This window comes from Cohnella terricola (assembly GCF_007786475.1).
Classification (GTDB): domain Bacteria; phylum Bacillota; class Bacilli; order Paenibacillales; family Paenibacillaceae; genus Cohnella; species Cohnella terricola.
The window spans coordinates 115007-138795 of record NZ_VNJJ01000013.1 but is presented as its reverse complement, the minus strand read 5'-3'; the positions used below and the strand labels follow the sequence as shown (position 1 = coordinate 138795).

The 23789-nt window shown below is 51.8% G+C and carries 24 protein-coding genes; 16 read left to right on the top strand and 8 right to left on the bottom strand.

The genetic code is table 11. From position 1 onward, the window contains the following. The first annotated feature begins 227 nt into the window (after window positions 1-227). The 4 genes from FPZ45_RS19635 to FPZ45_RS19620 all read left to right on the top strand — a co-directional run bounded on the left by FPZ45_RS19635 (window position 228) and on the right by FPZ45_RS19620 (window position 4896). On the top strand, window positions 228-515 hold the full coding sequence (locus FPZ45_RS19635; RefSeq protein ID WP_144705638.1) for a hypothetical protein: 288 nt from the start codon (window positions 228-230) through the stop codon (window positions 513-515). A gap of 43 nt (window positions 516-558) precedes the next feature. Next, window positions 559-1155 carry an AAA family ATPase gene (locus FPZ45_RS19630; protein WP_144705636.1) on the top strand — a complete coding sequence of 199 codons (597 nt, stop codon included), beginning with the start codon at window positions 559-561 and terminating at the stop codon, window positions 1153-1155. Window positions 1156-1220: 65 nt separating this feature from the next. After that, the gene (locus FPZ45_RS19625; protein ID WP_144705634.1) at window positions 1221-1697 is read left to right on the top strand and encodes a CcdC protein domain-containing protein; all 477 of its coding nucleotides are present in this window, start codon (window positions 1221-1223) and stop codon (window positions 1695-1697) included. A 160-nt stretch (window positions 1698-1857) separates the two neighbouring features. After that, window positions 1858-4896: an EAL domain-containing protein gene (locus tag FPZ45_RS19620; RefSeq protein ID WP_144705632.1), complete on the top strand. Its 3039-nt coding sequence runs from the start codon at window positions 1858-1860 to the stop codon at window positions 4894-4896. A gap of 7 nt (window positions 4897-4903) precedes the next feature. Here the strand turns inward: FPZ45_RS19620 and FPZ45_RS19615 are convergent, their stop codons facing one another. The 4 genes from FPZ45_RS19615 to FPZ45_RS19600 all read right to left on the bottom strand — a co-directional run bounded on the left by FPZ45_RS19615 (window position 4904) and on the right by FPZ45_RS19600 (window position 8277). Continuing rightward, entirely contained in the window at window positions 4904-5881 is a 978-nt protein-coding gene (locus FPZ45_RS19615) for a helix-turn-helix transcriptional regulator (protein WP_144705630.1), read from the bottom strand. Window positions 5882-5999: 118 nt separating this feature from the next. Next, complete coding sequence (locus tag FPZ45_RS19610; protein WP_144705628.1) at window positions 6000-6608, bottom strand: hypothetical protein; 609 nt, start codon at window positions 6606-6608, stop codon at window positions 6000-6002. Window positions 6609-6835: 227 nt separating this feature from the next. Next, a complete protein-coding gene (locus tag FPZ45_RS19605) occupies window positions 6836-7705 on the bottom strand; it encodes a DUF4097 family beta strand repeat-containing protein (RefSeq protein ID WP_144705626.1) in 870 nt (289 codons plus the stop codon). Between the two features lie 2 nt (window positions 7706-7707). Continuing rightward, the gene (locus tag FPZ45_RS19600) at window positions 7708-8277 is read right to left on the bottom strand and encodes a DUF1700 domain-containing protein (protein ID WP_144705624.1); all 570 of its coding nucleotides are present in this window, start codon (window positions 8275-8277) and stop codon (window positions 7708-7710) included. Between the two features lie 272 nt (window positions 8278-8549). Between FPZ45_RS19600 and FPZ45_RS19595 the strand changes: the two genes are divergently transcribed. Together FPZ45_RS19595 and FPZ45_RS19590 are read left to right on the top strand one after the other, a co-directional pair. Then, entirely contained in the window at window positions 8550-10019 is a 1470-nt protein-coding gene (locus tag FPZ45_RS19595) for an ABC transporter substrate-binding protein (RefSeq protein WP_144705622.1), read from the top strand. A 125-nt stretch (window positions 10020-10144) separates the two neighbouring features. Further along, entirely contained in the window at window positions 10145-10387 is a 243-nt protein-coding gene (locus tag FPZ45_RS19590) for a hypothetical protein (RefSeq protein WP_144705620.1), read from the top strand. Window positions 10388-10543: 156 nt separating this feature from the next. Here the strand turns inward: FPZ45_RS19590 and FPZ45_RS19585 are convergent, their stop codons facing one another. Further along, window positions 10544-11317, bottom strand: coding sequence for a DUF4367 domain-containing protein (locus FPZ45_RS19585; RefSeq protein ID WP_144705618.1), 774 nt, complete (start codon window positions 11315-11317; stop codon window positions 10544-10546). Beyond that, window positions 11298-11885 carry an RNA polymerase sigma factor gene (locus FPZ45_RS19580; RefSeq protein ID WP_186438476.1) on the bottom strand — a complete coding sequence of 196 codons (588 nt, stop codon included), beginning with the start codon at window positions 11883-11885 and terminating at the stop codon, window positions 11298-11300. The genes FPZ45_RS19585 and FPZ45_RS19580 overlap by 20 nt, the downstream gene beginning before the upstream one ends. A gap of 133 nt (window positions 11886-12018) precedes the next feature. Between FPZ45_RS19580 and FPZ45_RS19575 the strand changes: the two genes are divergently transcribed. The 8 genes from FPZ45_RS19575 to cyoD all read left to right on the top strand — a co-directional run bounded on the left by FPZ45_RS19575 (window position 12019) and on the right by cyoD (window position 20266). Further along, complete coding sequence (locus FPZ45_RS19575) at window positions 12019-12831, top strand: NPCBM/NEW2 domain-containing protein (RefSeq protein WP_186438475.1); 813 nt, start codon at window positions 12019-12021, stop codon at window positions 12829-12831. Window positions 12832-12860: 29 nt separating this feature from the next. Then, complete coding sequence (locus FPZ45_RS19570) at window positions 12861-13529, top strand: hypothetical protein (RefSeq protein WP_144705612.1); 669 nt, start codon at window positions 12861-12863, stop codon at window positions 13527-13529. A 99-nt stretch (window positions 13530-13628) separates the two neighbouring features. Continuing rightward, window positions 13629-14240, top strand: a complete 612-nt coding sequence (locus FPZ45_RS19565) for a hypothetical protein (RefSeq protein WP_144705610.1) — start codon at window positions 13629-13631, stop codon at window positions 14238-14240. 22 nt (window positions 14241-14262) lie between these two features. Next, window positions 14263-16116 (top strand): cyclic nucleotide-binding domain-containing protein, encoded by a 1854-nt coding sequence (locus FPZ45_RS19560; RefSeq protein WP_186438474.1) that lies wholly within the window; start codon window positions 14263-14265, stop codon window positions 16114-16116. A gap of 296 nt (window positions 16117-16412) precedes the next feature. Continuing rightward, entirely contained in the window at window positions 16413-17306 is an 894-nt protein-coding gene (gene cyoA, locus FPZ45_RS19555; protein ID WP_425457029.1) for a ubiquinol oxidase subunit II, read from the top strand. 20 nt (window positions 17307-17326) lie between these two features. Further along, complete coding sequence (locus FPZ45_RS19550; RefSeq protein WP_144705606.1) at window positions 17327-19297, top strand: cbb3-type cytochrome c oxidase subunit I; 1971 nt, start codon at window positions 17327-17329, stop codon at window positions 19295-19297. Then, window positions 19297-19926, top strand: coding sequence for a cytochrome o ubiquinol oxidase subunit III (gene cyoC, locus FPZ45_RS19545; protein WP_144705604.1), 630 nt, complete (start codon window positions 19297-19299; stop codon window positions 19924-19926). The genes FPZ45_RS19550 and cyoC overlap by 1 nt, the downstream gene beginning before the upstream one ends. A gap of 1 nt (window position 19927) precedes the next feature. After that, window positions 19928-20266 (top strand): cytochrome o ubiquinol oxidase subunit IV, encoded by a 339-nt coding sequence (gene cyoD / locus FPZ45_RS19540; RefSeq protein WP_144705603.1) that lies wholly within the window; start codon window positions 19928-19930, stop codon window positions 20264-20266. 66 nt (window positions 20267-20332) lie between these two features. Here the strand turns inward: cyoD and FPZ45_RS19535 are convergent, their stop codons facing one another. Beyond that, window positions 20333-21244 carry a cation diffusion facilitator family transporter gene (locus tag FPZ45_RS19535; protein ID WP_144705601.1) on the bottom strand — a complete coding sequence of 304 codons (912 nt, stop codon included), beginning with the start codon at window positions 21242-21244 and terminating at the stop codon, window positions 20333-20335. Between the two features lie 348 nt (window positions 21245-21592). Beyond that, window positions 21593-22228 carry a DsbA family oxidoreductase gene (locus FPZ45_RS19530; RefSeq protein ID WP_144705599.1) on the bottom strand — a complete coding sequence of 212 codons (636 nt, stop codon included), beginning with the start codon at window positions 22226-22228 and terminating at the stop codon, window positions 21593-21595. Window positions 22229-22416: 188 nt separating this feature from the next. Between FPZ45_RS19530 and FPZ45_RS19525 the strand changes: the two genes are divergently transcribed. After that, entirely contained in the window at window positions 22417-23172 is a 756-nt protein-coding gene (locus tag FPZ45_RS19525; RefSeq protein WP_281284917.1) for an aldo/keto reductase, read from the top strand. Between the two features lie 123 nt (window positions 23173-23295). Continuing rightward, a complete protein-coding gene (locus tag FPZ45_RS19520; protein ID WP_144705597.1) occupies window positions 23296-23721 on the top strand; it encodes an RrF2 family transcriptional regulator in 426 nt (141 codons plus the stop codon). The last annotated feature ends 68 nt before the right edge of the window (window positions 23722-23789 follow it).

Below are 23789 nucleotides of genomic sequence, written 5' to 3'. Positions count from 1 at the left end.
AAGAAAAACGATTTATTGACATGCGGACATACCTAGTATGGAAAAAAGAAAAAGGTAGCCGTGTTTAACTGCATCCGGCTAACCTCATCTAAAGAGAATATACACATAAAAATGGACTTGACCGCGGTGGCGAGAAAAGTGGCAGAGATACTCGAAAAAATCGTACAACTTGTTGCTGTGGCGAGAAATGTGGCAGAGATACTCGAAAAATCGTACAACTTGTTGCTGTGTCGAGAGAAGGGGTAGAGATACTTGAAAAAATCGTACAACTTGTTGCTGTGTCGAGAGAAGGGGTAGAGATACTCGAAAAAATCGTACAACTCGCTGCGGTAGCGGGAAAAGCGGCAGAGATACTCGAAAAAATCGTGCAACTCGCAGCGGTGGCGAGAAAAGTGGCAGAGATACTCGAAAAAATCGTACAACTCGCAGCGGTGGCGGGAAAAGTGGCGGAGATACTCGAAAAAATCGATCAAATCCCGCATCAACGAGGTCTCCTCGCACGATTCGAACTATGATAAATTAAAGGAAAAGGCGATTCGTTTTCATTGGGGTGATAAGATGATCATCTGGATCAACGGAGCGTTCGGCTCCGGCAAATCGCAGACGGCTTACGAACTTCATCGGAGGCTGCCGAACTCCTACGTGTACGACCCGGAGAATGCCGGTTACTATATTCGCAAAAATGTCCCCAAGGAAATCTCCAAGCCCGATTTTCAGGATTATCCGATGTGGCGGGAAACGAATTACGCGATGCTTGAACATCTCAACCGGGAATACACAGGGATCGTGATTGCTCCCATGACAATTGTACAGTCGGAATATTTCGACGAGATCGTGGGGAGATTGCGTGCAAGCGGCGCGGACGTGCGCCATTACTCCTTATGCGCATCCAAGGGGACGCTGCTTAGACGGCTAAAAAGCCGCGGAGAGGGCGAACGTTCGTGGGCGGCGGCGCAGATCGATAGGTGTATGGAGGCGTTGTCGGGAGAGACGTTTCGGCACCACATCGATACCGACAACCTGTCCGTATCGGATAACGCAGAACGGATCGCGTCCATGTCGGGCCTTACCTTGAGTCCGGACAACCGCAGCAAAGCGAGAAAAACTTACGATCGCTGGGCAACGCAAATCAAGCAGATTCGCTTTTTCAATTAGCTGGCTTCACCAATACAACATCCTTATGATAAGATAATGAAATCCATTAGGTAAGGTGGCGTAATATGGATTTTTCGGTTTATGGGATTGTCATACTCGTTGCCGTATTGATTATTTGGAGAAGAACACGGGGAATGTATAGGCCGATTCAGGGGAGCGGCTTCCGGCTGCTCAGGCCGCTGTTGTTTCTTGTTCCCTGCCTGTTCCTGATCGTGAATCCGAAGGCGCATGCACCGGCTTGGGAATGGATCGCAGCGATCGGAATCGGGGGTTTGCTGTCTTTGCCGCTTATCCTGACGACGAATTACGAGCGGAGAGCAGACCAACAAATCTACACGGTCAAAAGCATCGGTTTTTTCGTTTCATTCATCTGCGTCCTCGCCGTCCGATTTATCCTCCGAGATTACTTGAGCGGCATTGATCAAGAGACGATGTATTCTTTGTTCATGACTGTGTTGATCGGGTACGTCGTACCTTGGAGGATCGCATCGTACTTGAAGTTCCGTAAGTTGTATTTAAGTGGGCCGGAGCAGGCCGTATAATCGCAATAACATACTCCACTCTACGGAACATGAAGCCTGCTTGGGCTTTATGTTTTTTTTATCCAAATAAGGGTCTGGAAAAGGATTTTGAGTGCTCATGTTGAAATTTGACAATATCTCTCATTAACGATCGACCTAATCATAGAAGGCGGGGAGCACCATGGTTCAAGAATATCGAATCGGCGTCATCGCACCGCACCTGGATGGGGAGTACTATGGCAGGCTGCTGCCCCACATCCATCAAGCCGTTCGGGAAAGACGATCGCAACTGTTCGCCATACAGGCTGCCGACGACTATCTAGGCATTACCTCGTTGGAAGAACCTATCGCGTTCGAGATTGTGGATGCGTGGATTCTCATCCTTCCGTCCGCAAGTCCTTCACTTCTGGAAATACTCGAAACCGGCGATAAACCTTTTGTTTGCATCGGATTTCAGTCCCCATACCCGCAGGGGCATTCCGTCCTGACGGAGAACCGTGCGAGCATGAAGGACGCGGTATTACATCTACTCGATCACGGTCATCGGGAGATCGCTTTTATCGGCAATATGGAACAGTACGACCTTCTTGAACGTTACAAAGGGTATTTGGATGCGCTATATGAGAGAGGAGTGCCGCTTGACGAGCGCCTGATCGTGAAGGCACACGATAATTTATTGGCAAGCGGCATATCCGCCGCCGAAGAGCTGCTGATTAGAGAAGTTCCGTTTACTGCGATCGCGGCGGGAACGGATATGATCGCGCTTGGCGCCATCGATTGTCTGCAGTCGAAAGGCTTCAACGTGCCGCGGGATTATGCGGTTACCGGATTCGACGACATTCATCAGGCTGCCGTAAACTACCCTTCGCTATCGACGGTCCAGCAGCCTTTCGAGGAGATGGCGCGGGAAGCGGTGTGCAAAGCGTTCGAAATGCTGCAGGGTCGTCCGCCGGCGGAACGGGAGACGATCATACGGGCTCGATTCATCGTCAGGTCTTCGTGCGCCTGTTCGGAAAGGACGCAATTCGTATCCGCGGAAGATTTCGACCGATATTTGCGGAACTTGTCCCAACTGCGCAGTTCTTTTCACAACATAACGACCAACAATTATAAAATGACGCGCGGACTTATTAATGCGACGAAAGATGAAAACATCAATATCGCTAAGTTGTTCTGGAACTTATCCCATTGGGCATGCCTGGCCTTGTGGGAAGAAGACGAGGGCGGGCAGAGGAAGCTGGTCGTGCGCCAAGTATTCAGCAAGAACGGTGATCCGGTCCCACCGCAAGGCGAGAAGTACGACCTGCGGCATTTCCCGCCGCTCGATTATTTGCCGCCAAGCACGGGTCCGGGAGGAGAAGACGTCATCATTCTGCATCCGATCAAGTCGGAGATGAAGAACTGGGGCTACATCGTGCTTGCGGGTCCGCTCGATCCGCTTAACAATCTGGTCGCGAACGACCTTTCTAGGCACAGCTTCACGATTCTGGCTGTCGCACTCGAGCGCGAGTTGCTTTTCAACCGGGTACGTTCGATTGCCGAGAAGCTTGAGATCGTCTCCCGAACGACAAACGACGGCATATGGGATTGGAATGTGACATCGGGCCGGATTGATTGGAACATCCGCGCGCACAAAATTTTACATACTTCTACCGCAAAGCTGACGAGTCACCCCCTTTCCTTGTTCAGACTCATCCATTCGGAGGATCGCAGAGCCGTCCGCAACGCGTTCAAGCAAACGACCGAGATGGACAAGCCGTTGCAGTTGGAGTTTCGAATTCCCGGTTCGGACGGACAATTCATCTGGGTGTTCATGGCGGGCGATGTCGTGAGAGACGAACTCGGAACGGCGATCCGGATCATCGGTTCGCTGACCGATATTACGGAGAAGAAAGCGAATGAGGCCAGAATCACTCAACTTGCCTATCAAGATTCGTTGACAGGCTTGCCTAACCGTCTGCTGTTCAAAGACCAGTTACAAGAGGCGATGGAGGAACGACTGCGCGACGGGAACAAGCTCGCCGTCATGATGATCGATCTGGATCGCTTCAAAATCGTCAACGATACGCTAGGGCATCAGACGGGGGACAAGCTACTGCAGCGCGCGGCTGCCGAATTGAAGGAATGCGTCGGAGAACAAGACATTATTGCCCGCTTGGGCGGGGACGAATTTATCGTCCTGCTATCCAGGATCGAGAGAGAAGACGACGTCAGCAAGATCGCAGCACGTATGCTCCAAATGCTGACCGAGCCTTTCCTGCTGGAGGGACAGGAGTTCTATCTATCCGCAAGCATCGGGGCATGCATATATCCGAATGACGGATCGGATGTCGATTCCCTGATCCGTTTTGCCGATCTGGCGATGTACTATTCGAAGGAGCATGGGGGCAACAGGCTACAGATCTATACGCCGGCGTTAAGTTCGAAGAGCGTCGAGAGGTTTAATATGGAGACTGGCCTGAGAAATGCGCTGGAGCGGGGAGAACTGTCGTTGGACTATCAGCCGCAAGTCTCGTTAGCCACGGGGAAGGTATACGGCGCGGAGTCTCTTATCCGTTGGAATTCGCCCGAAGGCAGCACGATCCCTCCGGGAGAATTCATTCCGCTCGCGGAGGAGACCGGGCTGATTATCCCGATCGGACAGTGGGTTCTGGAGCAGGCTTGCCGAGAGTGTAAGCGTTGGATTCAAGCGGGGATGCCGTCTTTGGTCATCTCGGTAAATATCTCCACGGTCCAATTCCAGCAGTCCGATTTTCCGGATATCGTTCGCAAGGCGTTAAGGGAAACGGGGATCGAGCCGTTTAACCTGTGCCTCGAAATTACCGAACATACGGCCGTTCAGAACATGGAACACAGCGTGCGTTTGTTGGGCGAATTGGTCGACATTGGCGTCAAAATCGCGATCGACGATTTCGGGATCGGTCAATCCTCGCTGCTGTGGCTCAAGAAGCTTCCCGTCCATATCGTCAAGATCGATCAATCTTTTATTCTGAACATGATCGAGGATTCGGACGACCACGCGATCGCGAAGGCGGTCATCGATATGTCTCATAGCCTGGGCCTTTCCGTAACGGCGGAAGGCGTCGAGACGGAAGCCCAGCTTCAACGACTGCAGCAGTTGCAATGCGACCGGATTCAGGGCTTCTTTACCGGGCGACCGATGGCATCGGATCAGTTTATCGCCTACTTCCGGGAAATCTCCAGTTGGATGAACGAGTGAGCTCCCCTTATTTCCCGATCGACCCATATAAGGAGGCCGCGGCACGGCACTCTTCGCTTACGGCGTCGCGAAGCTGTTCCGGTGCCACGGCTTCCGCGTGGCGGCCGTATTTAAGCAGAATTTCGCATGCCGACTCCAGTGTGTGGAACTCCACCTCTGCTTCTATCCGCTCCCCTTCAACTAAGCTTGATTGATGATGGACGACCACATATCTTTCTTGGGAAAACCGTCTCCAATGATTGGAAGCTATGCGTACTTTCGCGGGATAGCGCGGGAGATTGGACTTGAACCGTGCCGTCGATTGTTCCCAGAAAGCCGCAAGATCGAATGTTTCCGATCGGACGAAGGATTCATTCAACCTATCGACCTTCTTAAGCCGGGAGATTCGAAAAGTTCGAATCTCCTCTTCGGCGTCTTCGATGGCCGCTACCATATACCAGACGCTCATCTTCGCAACCAGCCCAAGCGGGTGAACGACCCGTTCCGTATCCTCGTCAGATTCCCAGCTCCGGTAGGAGATGAGCAGCTTCCGCTGCTCCCATGCGGCTTCCTGAACGACGGATAAATACGGGACGCGCTCCGGCGAGAAATGCCAGCCCGCGCCGTCCACGTGCAGACGCGCCCGGGCGTATTCCGCGCCCTTCCTTGCCGAGACAGGCAGAGCCGAGAGGAGCTTCAGGAATGCGTTCTGAACCTGGGTGCTCCAGCCCAAGTCCTTGACGACGTTGGACGATTGGAGCAGCAACAGCGAGCTGATCTCTTCGGTCGTCACCGCGGCGATCCTGTGGCGATAACCTTCGGATAACGTCCACCCGCCGCTCGCGCCTCGTTCCGCATACACCGGGATGCCGGCGCTGCATAAGGCTTCCATATCGCGATGCACGGTACGGGACGATACTTCGAGGCGGCGGGAAAGCTCCCGGGAGCTCAAACGTCCATGAACTTGCAACAAAGACAAAATCAGAAGCAGCCGATCCGCTCTCATGGGGTGGTCTCTCCTCGTACGAATAATCGTTTTTAGTATACCATCCCTATAAGACAGAAGATGTCATATATCGGAGGTACGCTTAAGAATCAACTAATAAGAGCGAGGAGTCGATTGTTTATAGTCGTTGATCCGCGACAAAGCCGGACTCGTAACGATCCGCCGGCCTGGCGATCGCGCGGCAGCGGCGATCGCGAATCGTCCATAATGCCGCGGAAGCGGTCGCCCAGAGCAGGATAGGGACGATGGCGTTCCCGAACCGGAGCGACACGGGCGTGACGAGCAGGAAATAAAGAATCGCGGCAGCGGCGATCGCGGAAGTCTGGAAGGGGACGACAAGCATCGGATGCGCGGCCTGCCTGCGAACCTCCACGGGAAGCGGTGCTCCTGAATCGGTGCGGGTCGTTTTCCATAGCGCCCACAAGCGCGGCATGGCCAGCAGCCAGATAGCGAGTATGGGTACGAGAGTTAGCGGGAGATGAAGCAGCACGCGATCTTCCCAGAATACGGAGGGCATCGAAGCTGTCATATGGAGCGTAGCCGCGATAATACCGATCGAGGGTAGGGCGATATAAGCCGCCCACACCATTTGTTTGCGGGTTTTGCGGTGCAACCTTGCCGCAGATCCGCCGTAGAGCAGCCTGGAAGCTTTTCTTCCGCCGATCCAGGAGAGAATCAGCAAGAGTAACGCACTAGCGCCAATGATACCGTTATATATCGAGAACACGGGGTGAGCCTCCTTATTCGGTTTGTGTCCAATGCGAAGAAGTTATATCTCTATCCTAGCTCCCGGAAGGAGCTTCCGTAACCGTCCCAGGTTTGGAATCTGCCCCGACCAAAGTTGGAGGACCTCCTCGCCTTTTCGCATGCCAGACACTATTACGGGATACGAGAAACAAGCCGCGACGCTCTCCAGTCGAGAGATTCGCGGCTTGTTTGTTCGGCGTTGGTCGATTAGCGGCCGGCTTCTTCGATCGTAATATTTCCGCTGTCCGTTCTGACTTTCACGTAATCGGTAGTCTGATGCTTGGAATCGGGGGAACGCACTCTTCCGGAGTCGACTTTCAGGTCGTAAACGCCGGCGAACGACGCGGGAACCTGGACGTAGATGTTACCCGAATCCGTCTTGATTTCGGCATTAGAGGTATCGAGTTTATAGAGCTTGACGTTACCCGAGTCCACGGAAATGCGTGCTTGGCCGGTCATGTTCTCGATCGTAATGTTGCCCGAATCGGTAGATGCCGTTAGATTCGTACTTAGTCTGCCGCCTTTAATATTGCCCGAATCGATTTTGATGTTCAGAGTATCGCTGTGAAAGTCGTTGAATTTAAGATTGCCGGAATCCGTGGATAAGTCCGCGTCCTTGATGGACAGAGTCGGAGCGTCCGTCAAATCGATATTTCCGGAATCCACCTTGATCTTCAGCTTATCGAGCATGGCGTCGTCCGTCACGGCGATGACGAATTCTTCCTTGTTGTTGCGGAAGTCGAAATTAAAGAGATTGATGTATCTTTTCGGCATGCGGACCAAATCCAGCTTTAACGTCCGGTCGGCAATCTCCGCGCCTTGCGCCTTTTCGATCATCTTCTCCGTTCCGCGGCCTTTCAGACGGATGCTGTTGCGCCCGTCTTCGCTCTTGATGAATTTCATGCTTACGTTGTAGTCGCTGACGACCGACAGGGTACGCAAATCGTCGGCTGAGAACGTCCATTCCTTCTCGAAGTCCCGCAAATCCTTGTCGCCTGCTTTCCAATCATACTGCAGCGCGCCGGCGATTCCGATCACAATAAGACAGATAGCGGTAAGATACCAGAGCTTCTTCATCGTTAGTTTCTTCCTTTCAAAGTCTTAAAGTTCCAGATGGCATAAGATTTCGTTGCAAGCAGAAGCCATTTGCTGAGCAGCCACGCTAAACCGGCCAACAGCATGCCGACTCCGACCATTCCCAGTGCCATGAACAATTTGGCCGTCGTAAAGTCGCCATATAACGTTTTTTCCAGATACGCCATGACAGGCGACAATAAGGTCGCGACCGCGCCTGTCCATAGCGAGATCAGAGCGGCCCACAATGACGCGAAGACCGGAATCGCAATGAGGACGTTGAGGAAAAAGAGCATGATGCCGACTCCGATGAATCTGGGCGTATCCGTGACGGGCTTCGCAGCGGGCGGAGGACCCCAAGGCGGTGCGGGGAGAGGAGAGGACGAACCGCGATATATTTCCTGCGGAGTCTCTCGGGGGACGCTAAGTTCCCAGGCGATCTCTTCTTCCGTCTTGCCCTGTCTGAGTCCGGATTCGAAGCACTCTTCGCAGCGGCGCAGCAGTTCGTTCCGTTCGTTCTCGGGCAAGGGCTCCAAGTCGTTCTTGATTTTATCCATAAATTCCAATCTGTTCATGGAATCATCTTCCTTTCATTCGGCTCAACCCATCATAGCGCACTGTTTAAATCTTTGTCACCCGACGCGAGGGGATAACCGACCCCGACTTAAGTTGGGGATAGACAGGCGATCTCCGTTCAATGGGTAGGACTATAGTGCTGTTAAGGAAAACTTAAGAAAGTACCCATACCTTTCATGGTACAATATGTAAATAGATTGGGAGCCATAGGAAGCAAATCTGATGTTCCAATCGATTTCATAGAATTTAAGAATAAAGGAAGTGTAAAAAAATGCGTTACGGAAAACAGATAACGATGTTGCTGGGCACGTCGCTATTGGTCGGGGTGGCCTCCGGCTGCAGCACTGGCGGCGGAGATAAGAACACGAATGAGAAATCCGCGCTTAAAGTGATGTACTACGATGAGCGGTCGTTCTATCAGGAATACGGCATGCTATTCTCTACCTTATACCCGAACATCGAAATCGAAGTCGTCTCTACGCAGAACGTGTACGAAGAAGGCAAAGACTATCAGCAGTCGATGCGCGAATTTATGGAGAAAGAAAAACCGGACGTTCTGATGCTGGGGACCGATGAGTATAGGCGAATGGCGAGCGAAGGCAAGTTGTACAACTTGGATTCGTTCATCAAGAAGGATAAATTCGATCTGGAAGGAATCGCTCCGGGGATACTGGACTCCATCAGGCAGGCTAGCGATGGCGCTCTGTACGGATTGTCTCCGACCTTCTATAGCCAAGTCATCTATTACAATAAAGATTTATTTAATAAATACGGTGTTTCTTTACCCGAAGACCGCATGAGCTGGGAGAAGCTTTTTGAACTTGCCGCGCGCTTCCCGACGACGGGATCGGAGCAGGACCGCGTCTACGGGTTAAAGGCAGGTTATCAAAACGAGCTCTATTATTTAGGATTGAACATCGGTTCTACTCAAGGATTGTCCTATATCAATGCCGGAACCAAGCAGCTCATGATCAATTCGGATTCCTGGAAAAATGTTTTCGAGCTAGCGGACAAGGCCATCAAATCCGAGACGTTGTACACTGACGATCCGTATCGCAATAACGAAGGCGCAACCACTTACGAAGACTACCTGCTCCGTGATCCGTTTATCGGCGGCAAAGTCGCCATGACGATGGAAGGCAGTTATTTAATGAACCAGATCAAAGAAGCCAAAACCAGATTGAAGGATAAAGGCATTCAGAATTGGGACATCGTGACGATGCCGGTGAATCCTCAAAATCCGGACGAGAGCACGGCGATGTCGCCGAGCCAGATTTTCGCGATCGATGCGAGTTCCGCCAACGCGGAGGCCGCATGGAAATTCGTCAGCTACGTGAACGGCGACGACTTTGCGCGGGTCACTTCCAAGCTGCAGAACGGCAACTTCCCGTCGAGAACGAAATATATCGCCAATGAGAACAATATCAACATCGCAGCGTTCTACTCGTTGAAGCCGGTAGAGAATAATATGTACAAGGATTACGATAAAATCCCGCAGAAGTTCTTCGAGCAATTCAACATGCTGACGCAAGAAGAATTCCAGAAGGTAAAGGACGGCAAAGCTACGGTGTCCGACGCGCTGGATAATCTTCAAGCCAAAGGCCAGAAAATTCTGACCGAAGAAAGCGCAAAAGAAGGCCAACCGTCCGAATCGCCGGAGGGGCAGGCAGGTTCGGCGACGGAGTCCTCCTCGTCCGGCAATTCCGGCGCAGCATCCGAGGAAGCCGTGCCCGCACAGTAAACAATATGGAGCGGGAGCATTGAGGGAGCCTATTTTTGTCCAACTTGTGAATTATGACTTTGAATTGTCACAAGGTTGTGCTAAAATGGTCACATATAGCGCTTACACAGTAGGAGGGCTCCCTCATGAGAAATAAAGAAATGTCCCGCATGCTGAAATGGGTAGCGATGGTCGTCATCGCGGTCGGCGTCGTTTGTTGCCTGTTCAATATCGCCCAATTCAACGATCGTAATCTCGGTCTGATGGTCGGTATCGGTTTTCTGATCGGCGGCGCGCAAATTATGCTATTCGGCGTAATCGCTCCGCTTATGCAGAAAAACCAAGATCACGTTCAAGCTGCGGCTCCCGCGCAGGAAGAGCTTGCGTAACTGAATTCATTCGCATGAGAATCGCCTGGACGGAATGAATTGATCCAGAAAGTTAGAACGATATCGTTAAGCACTCGTAGGGCATGGATTCGGTACTGTACCGTATCCATGCCCTTTAGCTTTGACTTATTCCGGTTGCGGTTATCATAGTGGATGTTATTTTATACTCTCTGCCAATTGGATGAAAGTCTCTTTCGTCAGGGGGCCGGATAGCGAAATATGAAGACCGGAATGGATGAATTCCAGCATCCCGAGACCGTTATTTACCGCAAAATAGTAAGCAGTAAAGTGATCAAGCTCAATTACTTCATAGGTTCCACCATCTTGCGCATGGGATGAGGTGATGGTGGTGTGTGCACCCAGCTTACTTAATTTGATGATCAAGCGCTGATTGTCATGATTATAATAGACGAGCCGCGCTTCATTCGCCGGGCTGTCCGCATCTGCCGAATAGAGCCTTACTTCCGATAGCCTGTAATCCGGGGGAATGTCATGTATTTTTAATGTTGAAAATGCAAAATGACGCGCGGCTTCCTCCCAGGAAGAATAAGATTTTTCGTAAATGGGCAGCTCTGAGAGGTTGTTTTCCTCTATTCCCGCGCTCTCATCAGGAGGAGGTGTCAGTGCGCCTGCGTCGGTACTTCTTGTGCCAAATACAAAACTGACAACGTTCTGTTGATAGTGTTTCACGGTATCAAACAATGGGTTAAGCGCAGATGTCAACGCGGGCGAGCCGAACAAGAACGCCCCAAGCAGGAATGAAGCTACGGCAACAGGAAGCGAGCCCAGCAGTTTGCGTCGCTTATTTTTGCTGCCTATTTTCTTTTGCATTCTCTCCCAGGAAGGTTCGGCGTCAGGAACTACCGTCGCTTTTTTGGCGGCTGCATCGAAAGCCTCATCAAACAATTTGTCAAAATGCCTCTCCCTCATATTTGTAGCCTCCTTCCTTAGCTAACCGCCTCTTAATGGCTTCTCTTGCCCGGTTTAGCGTGTACTTCACCTTATGTTCCGTAATATTCAACTCATCGGCTATTTCTTTGTAACTTAGCTCGCGTCTCCATCTCAGTTCAATTAAAATGCGATATTCTGGCTTCAAATCATGAAGGCAGTGCTCAACAGCCTGGATCAATTCCTTGAATTCGATTTTCTCTGCTACTCCTTCTGAATCAGTAACACATTCATGCTCAGAATTAAAAACATGCTCCAGGTCAACATTGTTAAGGTCTTTTTTGTTTTTTCGTAAAAAATTCAAGGTTGTGTTTTTGACGACTGTTTTAATCCAGGCTTTGGTCTTGTCCAAGCTGCCTGTCCCTGGCATACGGTAAATGACTTTCAAAAATGACTCCTGAATAATGTCCTCGGTTGTGGAGTGGTTATTTACCATGTAATAAATTGTCGGATAGTACATGTTGTAGAAGGTTCTATAAATCTCCTTTTGCAGATCTGGGCTCAGATTTGCAAAGTTCTGATGTTGCAGATACAGCAGCTCGTCCGGCAAATTCATACCTCCTTGCAAGATAACACAAACACAAACAAATGTGCCGCCCACGGGAGAAGCTTTTTTTCGGAACTTATTCGTTCAAACAATTTAGTACATTATGCCAAATGAATTTTTCTTTTGGAATACTTTCATGGAAAAAATTATTTCAGAAATAACTGCGACCTATTGCTATTACTCGTTGTTAATATTCATAGACGTCCACGAAGTTCTACTTAAAGGAGTGGCTCAATTGATAGACAAATGGAAAGGTTTTGTATGGGGTATTGCTTTATCCAGCATTGTGTTTGGGTCAACCGCGTATGCCTCCGCAGGAAACTCAGTTGAAGGATTGCTTCATAATGCCCGCCTGATGGTTGATGGCGTGGAAACGGCAAGCAGCAGGATGGAGAGCTTTGCCCATAAAGGGAAGTTGTATGTGCCTTTAGCTCTTGTCAGTGATGTTACAGGCAAGCGCGTTCAATGGGACGCAGAGCACAATACGGTGTGGATCGGCACGAAGGCCGGGCGGTTCGATGATTTGGCCAGCCTTCGATATGCAAGGGTGAATGGCGCGGCAAGAAATCATACGATCACCAGTCGAACTTCCTTGAAAATCGGCGGGGCGGAATACCGAAACAATGGAATCAAAGTCGAACTGTTGAAGAAGGAGCATACCGAGGGGCCGCTTGCCGGCTCCCTAGAGTACAACTTAAATGGCTTGTACTCCCGATTCAGCGGATTTATTGGCATTGATGATCTGACAAGAAACAGCCTCGCATCCGGCTCATTTACAATCATTGCCGACGGCAAAGAACGTCTTACGGTATCTGGGCTCCGGGGAGGGGATCTGGCACGGCAGATTGATATCGATGTTGTAAATGTTCGAAAACTGGAGCTGGTGTTTACAAGTGACGGTACCGAGACGGTGTCAATCGATCTGGTACACGGAAAGTTGTTTGATTAGAAGAATAGGTTAAAAAGAGGGACGCGATAATGAGAAAGAGATTATGGATGTGTTTTATGCAGGCAGCAGTACTCTCTGCATTCATGGTGGCATGCAACAATGTCATAGAGGATGAAAATTTGCCTCTCAAAGCAGCAAGTAAGCAAATCATAAATAACAGTAAATATTTATCTGCTGAGCAGGCAGAGGTAGTCTATCAGGACATTGTTGGGCTGCTGCTATCCACGTATCCGCAAAAGTCGGATCGGGTTGAGAATGTATCGCTTCTTTTTTCCGATTACCATATAGAAGGAAGCGTCATTTCTGTAGATGTGACCGCGGATGCGGACTTAACCTCAATAACCGCGCCGGAGGATCGTCCCGTTATTATCGGGATGAGCAAGGCTTTATCGGAAGCGAATGACGAGAAGTTGGGAGAAGCGGGGAAACAAATGATTGAAGGCTATCTGAAGGAAATGGAGCCATACTACAACAAAACAGACCGTAGTTCCTTTCCGCTGAGGCTAACCTTTGACAAGGACAACAAGAAAAATTTCAATTATGAGCTGTTTTACTTGTTAACTGTTTCGGGACAGACAACGATGCATCCGGCCAAAGCTTATTTTGAACAGCATTTTGAAGAGAACAGCGAAGAAAAAGAGCAGCTTGGCTATGACATGATGAAAGAAGAATTGGCTGCATCTGCTGGCGAGCGGTAGCAGTTCGGAGCAGCTTCCGATGATGAAAATATATCCATGTCCGAATTTATCGATTATAATAAGAAAAAAGACATTATTTTCAAATTCGGAGGTAGGAAAATGTTTCGAGTGAAGGCAGTATTGACATTGGCCGGATTCGTGGTCGGGATTGCCGGAGGCATCGGGATCATGCTGAACGACGACGCCTCGGATTCGATCCGCAATGCGATCGGCGCGTCCGGTACAAGCAATGCGATGGGCGTTACTTCGATGGGCGTTTCTTCGATCGACTTGAGCGGCATGGATCTTGAAACGGCGTTGCTCATGGTCCAAAACCAAAGAGCGAATCTGCTGGATAAACAGCTCCAGGATCAGATTAACCAGGTTCAATCCCGCAACCAAGAAGTCAGTAATTACGCCACTCTGAAGGGAAGGCTTCAACAGTTACAGCCGGTAAGTGGAGCGTCCGCCGTACTTCCCGCGGATTTACGGAACGATCTGACGAAAGCCGGAATCAAAGTTCCGGAAGCGCAGACGCTGAAAAGCGCAGAGTGGACAAACCTGATCGCTCAATTAAATGAAAGAATCGACTCGCTCTCCAACTCCCAACAGATGGACATGCTTCGCTTGCAGAGCTTGTCGAATAAGCGGAACGAAGCGTTTGACGTGATGACCAATTTCGTTAAGAAGATGCAAGAGTCTCGCTCGTCGATCATCGGCAACATGCGCTAATATCATTATGGAGAGTCGTGCGATGAACGTATCGATCGAGGAATACTTTCGGGAGCACCCCTGGTTCCACGGGGTGCCTCGGGAGGAATTGCAAGAAGCGGCCGGTTTGCTGAAGCCGGCTTTTTTTGCTTCCGGATCCTGGCTGATGAAAGAGGGTCAATTGGCGGAAGAGTGTTTTCTTTTGTTAGATGGGCAAGCCCAGGTCACGTCCCGTAATTTGGTCGGGGAGCGGGTGGTATTGTCGGAGCTCTCGGCCGGAGAGATGGTGGGTGAGATCGCGCTCATGCGTAATGACCGCAGGGGCGCGAGCGTTCAGGCTTTAACGGAGGTTAACGCGCTGCGGATCGACCGCGACGCGTTTGCCCGTCTTTCGGAGATAAGTCCGTTGTTCTACGAAAGTTTATCTTACACGGCCGAAATACGTATGATTCACGGCATCCTGCAGAAAGCGTCCATCTGGTCGGCGATTCCCGAACAAGAGCTGCGCGGGCTTGCCGAAATCACGGTAAGAAAACACGTCGAAGCCGGAGAAACCGTCGTTCTTTCTGGAGAGTTTTCCAATCAATTTTTTATGGTGCTGGACGGCAAGTTTGAAATGACCCAAGCGGGCAAGCGCGCTACCGTGCTTCGCAAAGGGGATTTTTTTGGAGAGGTGTCGCTTCTGGCGGGCGTGCCGGAGGAAAACACGATCGTCGCCGCGACCGACGGAGAGTTGATGGTGATGGCCGAAGAAGAATTCCATTCCATCTTGGCTTATTATCCGCCGGTCAAACAGCAGTTTACGGAAGTGCTTCGCATTAGAAGACCGGATTTGACCGTTTCCGTCTCGCGCGAGGAGAACGTCGAGCATGAGGTTGCGGTTCGCCAGACCGAAGAGACCTCATCACCGGTTGCAGGACGCAAGCGAGATTCATGGATGAACGTGCTGCTCCTATCGGCGGGGGCATTTATTTTGCTTAGTTTGCTCGCCTTATTGCTGAAGGGGAACCAGGCGGTAATCGTCGCCTCTCTGATCGTCGGAGGCGCCGTCGGACCGATAACGTTCGTGTCGATCATACGGGATGCTCAGTTGCTTGGATTTCAGGCGAGGCGGCTAGCATTAATGTTTATTCTTTCCGCCGTGTTCGCTGTACCTTTAGCCTGGGTGCTCGAACAGTGGCTGCTCGTCAGCGAAGAAGGGCCGCTCGGCTCGTTTCGGGTCGATGCGGCGCCGATCGTCATCGGGGTCGTCGAAGAATTATCCAAGCTGCTGCTGGTCGTTGCCCTGCTGCGAGCCAAACGCATGCGTTTCTTGATGGACGCGATCGTATTCGGCGCGACGGCGGGAATGGGGTTTGCGGCGCTGGAGAGCGCCTATTACGGCTGGATGCATCTGGAGCAGAACTCGGCTTGGCAGATGTTAGCGGTGCTGTGGACGCGTACGCTGCTGTCTCCGTTCGGTCACGGAACTTGGACGGCTATCGCATCCGCTGGCATATGGTACGGGTTAACCGTACATGCCAAACGCGGGGAGGCGGCCGGGTCGGGAGCTGTTCGCAAGTGGACGATTGCCGCCTTGTTGGTGTTTGCTGCTATCGTGCTGCATGCCTGCTGGGACTTTCAGCCATGGAGCGGCTGGGGCAGATTGTTGTGGCTGACGTTCATCGGTTGCGGCGGATTGTTCCTGTTGCTGCTGCTCATTCGCCGAGGAGGCGAAGAGGAACGCCGCTCGCTGGCCGCGTTGAATCCGCCGCGACAGTTAAGGCTGCGGCAGGACGAAGCGGAGAAGCAGGGCGCGGATATCCTTTGCGAGGCGTGCGGAACCTACTCGCCGCGTGGCGCAACCTATTGCACGCGATGCGGACAGGCGCTGCTCCTGGAGGACGCGGGAGGATGACGTACAGGCACCGCCCGGATATGCGAATAGATCGAGGTCGCTTTGGCGGCCTCTTTTCGATGGTTAAAATCGACTGAGTATGTAATAAAATTCACAATATGGCGAAACGGTGAACAAAGTATTGCGAAATTTCAACGTTTAATTGTCGCCTTTGTTAACTGTGAGGAACATTACATCGCTTTCTGTTATGTTGAATGAAGATGAGGGAATGGTCTGTTACTCCACCCTCGGAAATACATGTTTTGGATTCTCGCGAACCGGGTAACGGCAAGCAGCAAGAAGATGGGGAGATGGTGATGATGAAAAGGCTGCGGCGCCTCACGGCCGTTCTGTCGCTGATCGCGATGACGATTATGATGACAGGCTGCACCGATAAGATTGTCGTGCTCAATCCGAAAGGCGAGATCGGCAAACATCAGTTGGATTTGATAATTATTTCAAGCGTGCTTTGTCTGGTAGTCCTTGTTCCTGTATTGATTCTTGCTTTTTATATTGCTTGGAAGTATAAGCATAGACCCGGCAAAGACACGAAATATTCCCCGAAGTGGGAGCACAGCACGAAGTTGGAAACGATCTGGTGGGGCATTCCGATCGTCGTGATCGCGATTCTGGGGATCATCACGGTCAAATATACGCATATGCTCGAGCCGTCCAAGCCGCTTAAGCATGAAGCCAAGCCGCTTGTGATCGAAGTTACCTCGCTCGACTGGAAATGGTTGTTCCAATATCCGGAGCAAGGAATCGCCACGGTGAATTACGTAGAGTTTCCGGCGAACGTGCCGATCGAATTCAGATTGACTTCGGACGCGCCGATGAATTCCTTCTGGATTCCGCAACTGGGCGGGCAGATCTACACGATGTCCGGGATGGCGATGAAGCTGCACTTGATCGCGGACGAACCGGGATCTTACATGGGCAGCGGAGCGAACTTCAGCGGGAAGGACTTCGGCAAAATGCAATTTACGGCCAATGCTACCTCGCAAGAGGAGTTTGACGGCTGGGTTCAGCAGATTAAAGGATCTTCTCCAGCTCTGACGACGGAAGGTTATCTGCAATTGGCAGAGCCGGGCGTGTCGGACTTACAGTCCTTCTCTTCGATTCCGGAAGGCTTGTTCCAGAAAATCGTAACGAAATACAGCAGCGGTCATAATCACGGCTCGGCAAGTGAACAAGCCGATAGCAAAGAATAGCAGGAAAGGAAGGTGCCGGCATGTGGGATAACGTTAAGGATTTCGCCTCCGATTTTTTCGTGACGGGAGATCCTCTCATCTATGGGGCGGACGTGGCCATCGTGCTTACGATGGTGGCGATCGTATCCGCGCTCACTTATTTTAAGAAATGGACCTGGTTATGGAAGGAATGGCTAACCACGGTCGATCATAAGAAAATCGGCATCATGTACGTGATTGCAGCGCTTCTCATGCTGTTCCGCGGAGGCATTGATGCGCTTCTGATGCGCACGCAACTCGCGGTTCCGGAACTGGAATTTCTGAATCCGGAACATTATAACGCCATTTTCACGACCCATGGGGTCATCATGATCCTGTTCATGGCGATGCCGCTTATGTTCGGATTGTTCAACCTCGTCATCCCGCTGCAGATCGGGGCGCGCGACGTCGCGTATCCGTTCTTGAACTCGCTGAGCTTCTGGCTGTTCTTCATGGGCGCGATGCTGTTTAACCTTTCGTTCGTCATCGGTGGTTCTCCGGATACGGGTTGGCTTGCTTACCCGCCGTTGTCCGAGAAGGCCTTTAGCCCGGGAGTCGGCCAAGACTTCTACATCTGGGGAATTCAGATCTCCGGGATAGGCAGCTTGATGACGGGGATCAACTTTATCGTCACGATTTTGAAAATGCGTACGCCAGGCATGAAACTGATGAAAATGCCGATGTTCACGTGGTCGACATTGTCCAGTTGCTTGACGATTATCCTCGCATTTCCGATTTTGACGGTCACTTTGGCGCTGCTGTTCATCGACCGCTATCTCGGCGCGCATTTCTTTACGCTCGACGGCGGCGGCAATCCGATGATGTACATCAACCTGATCTGGATGTGGGGACACCCTGAAGTATATATCGTAGTTTTGCCGGCATTTGGGATCTTCTCCGAAGTCGTCGCTACGTTTTCCAAGAAAAGGCTGTTTGGATATAAATCGATGGTCTTTGCGTTGATGAGTATCAGCGTCGCTTCGTTCTTTACGTGGGCGCATCACTTCTTTACGATGGGATCGGGCGCCAACGTCAACGCCTTCTTCGCGGTCACGACAATGATTATCGCGATTCCGACGGGGGTTAAAATATTCAACTGGTTGTTCACGATGTATCGCGGACGGCTGTCGTTCCCGACGCCGATGCTCTGGATGCTCGGATTTATTCCTTGTTTCGTCGTCGGCGGCATGACCGGGGTGCTGCTCTCCGTCGCTCCGGCGGACTTCCAGTTCCATAACAGCTACTTCCTGATCGCCCACTTCCACCAAGTGCTGATCGGCGGGGTCGCCTTCGGATATTTCGCGGGCCTTTACTACTGGTGGCCTAAGGTGTTCGGATTCAAACTGAACGAGAAGCTCGGCAAATGGGCTTTCTGGCTGTGGAATATCGGATTCTATGTCTGCTTCATGCCTCAGTACTTCCTCGGGTTGATGGGAATGACCCGTCGTCTGAGCACTTACGGCTGGGACAAAGGCTGGTATGAACTGAATCTGATTTCGACAATCGGCGGCTTCCTAATGGGGATCGGCTTCCTGTTCCAAGTATGGCAGATCCTGCACAGCATCAAGTTCATGGAGCGCGATACGACGGGAGATCCTTGGGATGGACGGACGCTGGAATGGTCGATTCCTTCCCCGGCTCCGATGTACAACTTCGCGACCTTGCCTCGGGTGAGCGAGAAGGACGATTGGTGGGAAGAGAAGCAGCGCATCGCCCAAGGAGGGGCGCCGTCGCCGCGGCCGAAGCTGGAGCCGATTCATATGCCGAAAAACTCGGGGATTCCGATTATTATGTCGGCGTGCTTCTTCGTGGCGGGATTCGGATTTATTTTCGACTGGCTGTGGATGGCCATTCCGGGACTCGTCGGCGTAGCGGCATGCATGCTTGCTCACTCGTTTAATTACAATACGGATTATTACATCCCGGTAGAAGAAATCAAGCGCACGGAAGCTGCGGCAGGGAGGGCTATCTAATGGCACATTCGAGTAACCGCGCCGTCGCCGCGCCATCGCACGGAGACGGGCACGGCCACGAGGGGCATCACGATCTCGAAGGCATGCGGATGATGGGCTTCTGGATCTTCCTGATTACGGACTGCATTCTGTTCGGATCGTTGTTCGCGACTTACGTCGTACTCAGCGGGAACACGGCGGGAGGTCCGACAGGGGCCGAATTGTTCGAAATGCTGGGAGTGATCGCGGAAACGTTCATCTTGCTGACGAGCAGCTTTACGAGCGGTTTGGCGGTTCTGTGCATGAACAAAGGCGACCGCAAAGGGCTGATTGTATGGCTGGCGATAACGGTATTGCTCGGGGCATCGTTCATCACGCTTGAAATTACTGAATTCGTTAATTTGGTGCACGAAGGCGCGGCGATCTCTACGAGCGCTTCCTGGTCCGCTTTCTTCACGCTGGTCGGCACGCACGGGCTTCACGTCTCGGTCGGTCTCGTATGGATGATCGCGATCATGATTCAGTTGGGGCGTCATGGAATTAATTCCGTGACCCGGCGCAAAGTCGGTATCATCAGCTTGTACTGGCATTTTCTCGACGTCGTGTGGATCTTCGTCTTTACGATCGTATACATGATGGGGGTGATGTAAGATGGCGCAGCATACGAATCAAGGCGCTCATGACGCTCACGGCTCTCACGAGGCGCATGGCTCGCTTAAGTCTTATGTCATCGGTTTTGTTCTATCGCTCGTTCTGACTGCGATTCCTTTGATCATCGTGCTCAATGATGTATTGAAGGGAACGGCGGCAACGGTCGTACTGCTCGGCTCCGCGGTTCTGCAGTTCATAGTGCAATTAGTCTACTTCATGCATCTGAAGGAAGAGGGCAAACCACGGTACAATATGATGGTGTTGATTCTTGGCCTGATCATCGTACTGACGATAGTTGCAGGTTCGATCTGGATTATGACGTACAATAAAGTGGCGTAACCATAAGCGTAACTAAAGAAGGAGAAGGTTCCGATAGCGGACCTTCTCCTTCTTTGGTTCGGCGGACTAGCGCGAGGTTGCGACAGGCTCCTTCGGTTCCCATGGGTTAAGGTGGATCATGACCTCGATCACGTCGGGGTCGTAGTCCATGATCAGCTTTTTAAGCTCCCTGCTGATGTCGTGTCCTTGCTGAATCGTATAATCGTGAGGGACTCCGACACGAATGTCGACGATAATGTAATGGCCGTGTTCCCGGGCTCTTACACGGTCGATTCGTTTCACTTGGGAAACCGTGCGAAGAAGATTCTCGTAATGGGCCAGCTTCTCCGGATCAACGTTATGCTCCATGAGGATGTTGATGGAATCGCGTCCGATCTCGTAAGCGAGCTTAAGCACGAGCACAGATACGATGATTCCCGCAATCGGGTCGCCATATGCGGCCCAGTCCCAGCCGAGGCGGTCGCCAAGCAAGGCAAGGCCGATCCCGAGCACGGCGGCAAGGGAAGCGTACACGTCGGCGAGATGGTCGTAGGCGGTGGCGAGCACACTTTTGCTGTTGGTCGCTTTACCTACGCGGATGGTGTAGATGTAGAGCGCCTGCTTCCAGACGAGGGAAACGGCCGCGGCTCCGAGCGCCAGCCAATTCTCGCCTGCCGGCGGCTCGAACAGTGCGGCGATCGATTGATAGCCGATCCAGATCGCAGCCAGCGCAAGGACGACGGCGACGAAAGCGGAGGCGACGACCTCCGCTTTGCCGTGCCCATAGGGATGGTCGTCATCCGCCGGCTTGTTGGAAATCATGGAGGAAGTCAGCGCCGCTACGGTGGCGATAATGTCCCCCGCGTTGTGAACCCCGTCCGCGAGCAGTACGGGGCTCGCGAGCACAATTCCCGCCGTAACCTTCAATACCGTCAGGAATATGTTGCTTATCAAGCTGATCCATATCGCCAATAATCCCGAATGATGCCTATCTGCCACAATGATTGCCCCTTCAAATAAAGTTTACTCCGCGCAAAAATAAAAACGAGCTTCAGCTATTAGGCTGTAAGCTCGTTTGCGAATTTATGCGATTGGGTTGATTATTCGATTGCATGGGTGAAAGCCACCCTCTCCCAAGAGCGTTATTTAATCATTCGATTTATTATACCATACCCTGGCGTTCGAAGCGAACGGGGTTTGGCTGGGGGAAGGTGAAAATTTGGTGGAGTTCGCGGGCGGATTCCGGGACAGCGTGCGGGCGAGGGCCAGAAAAGTGCCTTGGCTACACGGAAATCCGCTAAATTCACGCAAAAAGGCCGCAGCGCTGCTGCGGCCCCTCAAGACATGTTACCCTCCCTGGGAAATCTTACGGAACGCTTCGAGAAATTGCGCGGATGGGTAAGCGCCGGACAAAGCGTATTTGTTGTTGATGATAAAGAAAGGAACCCCGGATATCCCGATCGATTTGGCGGATTCCATATCCTTCTCCACGTCTTGAAGCCCTTCGCCATTCTCGAGTAGACGCTTCGCTTCCTCCGCGTCGAGGCCCAATTCGGCGGCGATGTCCAGAAGCACGTCCAGCTTAGCGATATCTCTGCCGTCCTCGAAATAAGCTTTCATGACGGCGTCGATCCAATGTCCCTCGTCTTCTTGCGGAAGCAGCGCGGTGATTCGATGGGCTAGCACGGTGTTGGGCATACGCTCGACTTGATCAAAATGGAAAGTGACGCCGACGTCGGCCCCGGCATCGGTTACCCGCTGCAGCATCGGCCGAAGGCGCTCGGCACCGCCCATTTTTTTCTCCATGACGCTGTTAAAAGGCAGGCCTTCCGGAGGCAGGGTCGGATCCAATTGATAGGCATGATGGCTGACTTCGACCGTCTGTCCTGTTTGTTCGTTCCACGCCTCGATAGCGTCGTTCATGTTCTTTTTCCCGATTCGGCACCAAGGGCACACCATATCGGAATAGACTTCTATTTTCATCGGTTACACCTCATCTGAAGGAAGTTCATGTATTTCCATAAGTATGGCAGACTACCTCAATGGTTTCAATGTACGATTCTTACGATGTAATGGTAATATACAAAAAGAATGTAGGCGGACTTGTAAAGGAGGATAAACGGTTGAAACTAAGATTAGATTCGACGGCAGAGCTGCTGAACGGCGTGGAGATGCCCAGGCTCGGCCTTGGCGTATGGAACGCGAAGGAAGGTCCGGAAACGGAAAACGCTGTGCTCACCGCGCTTAAAGCCGGATATCGGAGCATCGACACGGCCTCCATGTATGGCAACGAAGCGGCGGTTGGACGAGCCGTACGGGCATCGGGCATTCCGCGGGAGCAAATCTTCGTGACGACGAAAGTATGGAATAACGATCAAGGCTACGATTCGACGATTAAAGCTTGCCGGGCCAGCCTGGATCGTCTGGGCCTGGATTACGTAGATCTATACTTGATTCACTGGCCTGTAGAGGGTAAATCCAAGGAAACCTACAAAGCGCTTGAAGATCTGTACGCGCAAGGACTCGCAAAGGCAATCGGTGTCAGCAATTTCGATATCGCCCAACTCGACGAACTGATGGGGAGCTGCCGGATCAAACCTATGGTCAACCAGGTAGAGATAAATCCGTTACATACGCAGAAAAAACTGTTTTCATTTTGCCGAACGATGGGTATTCAACTAGAAGCGTGGCGTCCCCTCATGTACGGGAAGTTGGATCTGCCCCTCCTCGAAGAGCTTGCCGTCAAGTACGGGAAATCGCCGGCGCAGATCGTGATCAGATGGCATCTGCAATTAGGCATTGTCGCGATTCCCAAGTCCGTAAACGAAGAACGGATCAGGGAAAACGCGAATGTATTCGATTTTGAGCTGGAGCCGGAGGATATGCTGCGGATCGATGCCTTGAATAAGAACTACAGCACGGGATAACCGGCAAGGCGATTTCAAGAGAATAAAGAGCTTAGCGGTTCGGAATACTACGGAAGAGGCAGCCCCTTGACAGCAATAACTGTAACTGATATTATTACAGTAATCACCGGGGAGGCTGAGAACGTGAACAGCGAATTCATTATAGCCGTCCATAGCCTTGTGTTCTTGGCGCATCGCCCCGATGGGATGGCATCCAGCGAAGAAATCGCGACGAACGTGTGCACGAATCCCGTTCGCGTCCGCAAAGTCATGAGCTGCCTGCGCAAGCATGGCTTCGTGGATACGAGGGAAGGCTCCGGGGGCGGATACCGCTTGTCCCGGGAACCTGGCGACGTGACGTTGGCGGACGTTTACCGCACTCTTGCCGCAGGTTCGCTTGCGCCGAATTGGTGCAGTGGCGATCCGCAGTCGGACTGTCTAGTCGGCTCGAACATGGGCGAAGTCATGAATGCGGTATTCTGTGGCGCGGATCAACAGCTGGAACGGTACTTCGAGTCGATTACGATCGGTCAGATGCTGTCACGGGTGGCGGCGATGGCTCGCGCGTAATTTCGAAGCCGATAAGAAAAGATGGAGCGGGCGATTCCGATTTGCCCGATCATCATAGGCGTTATCTA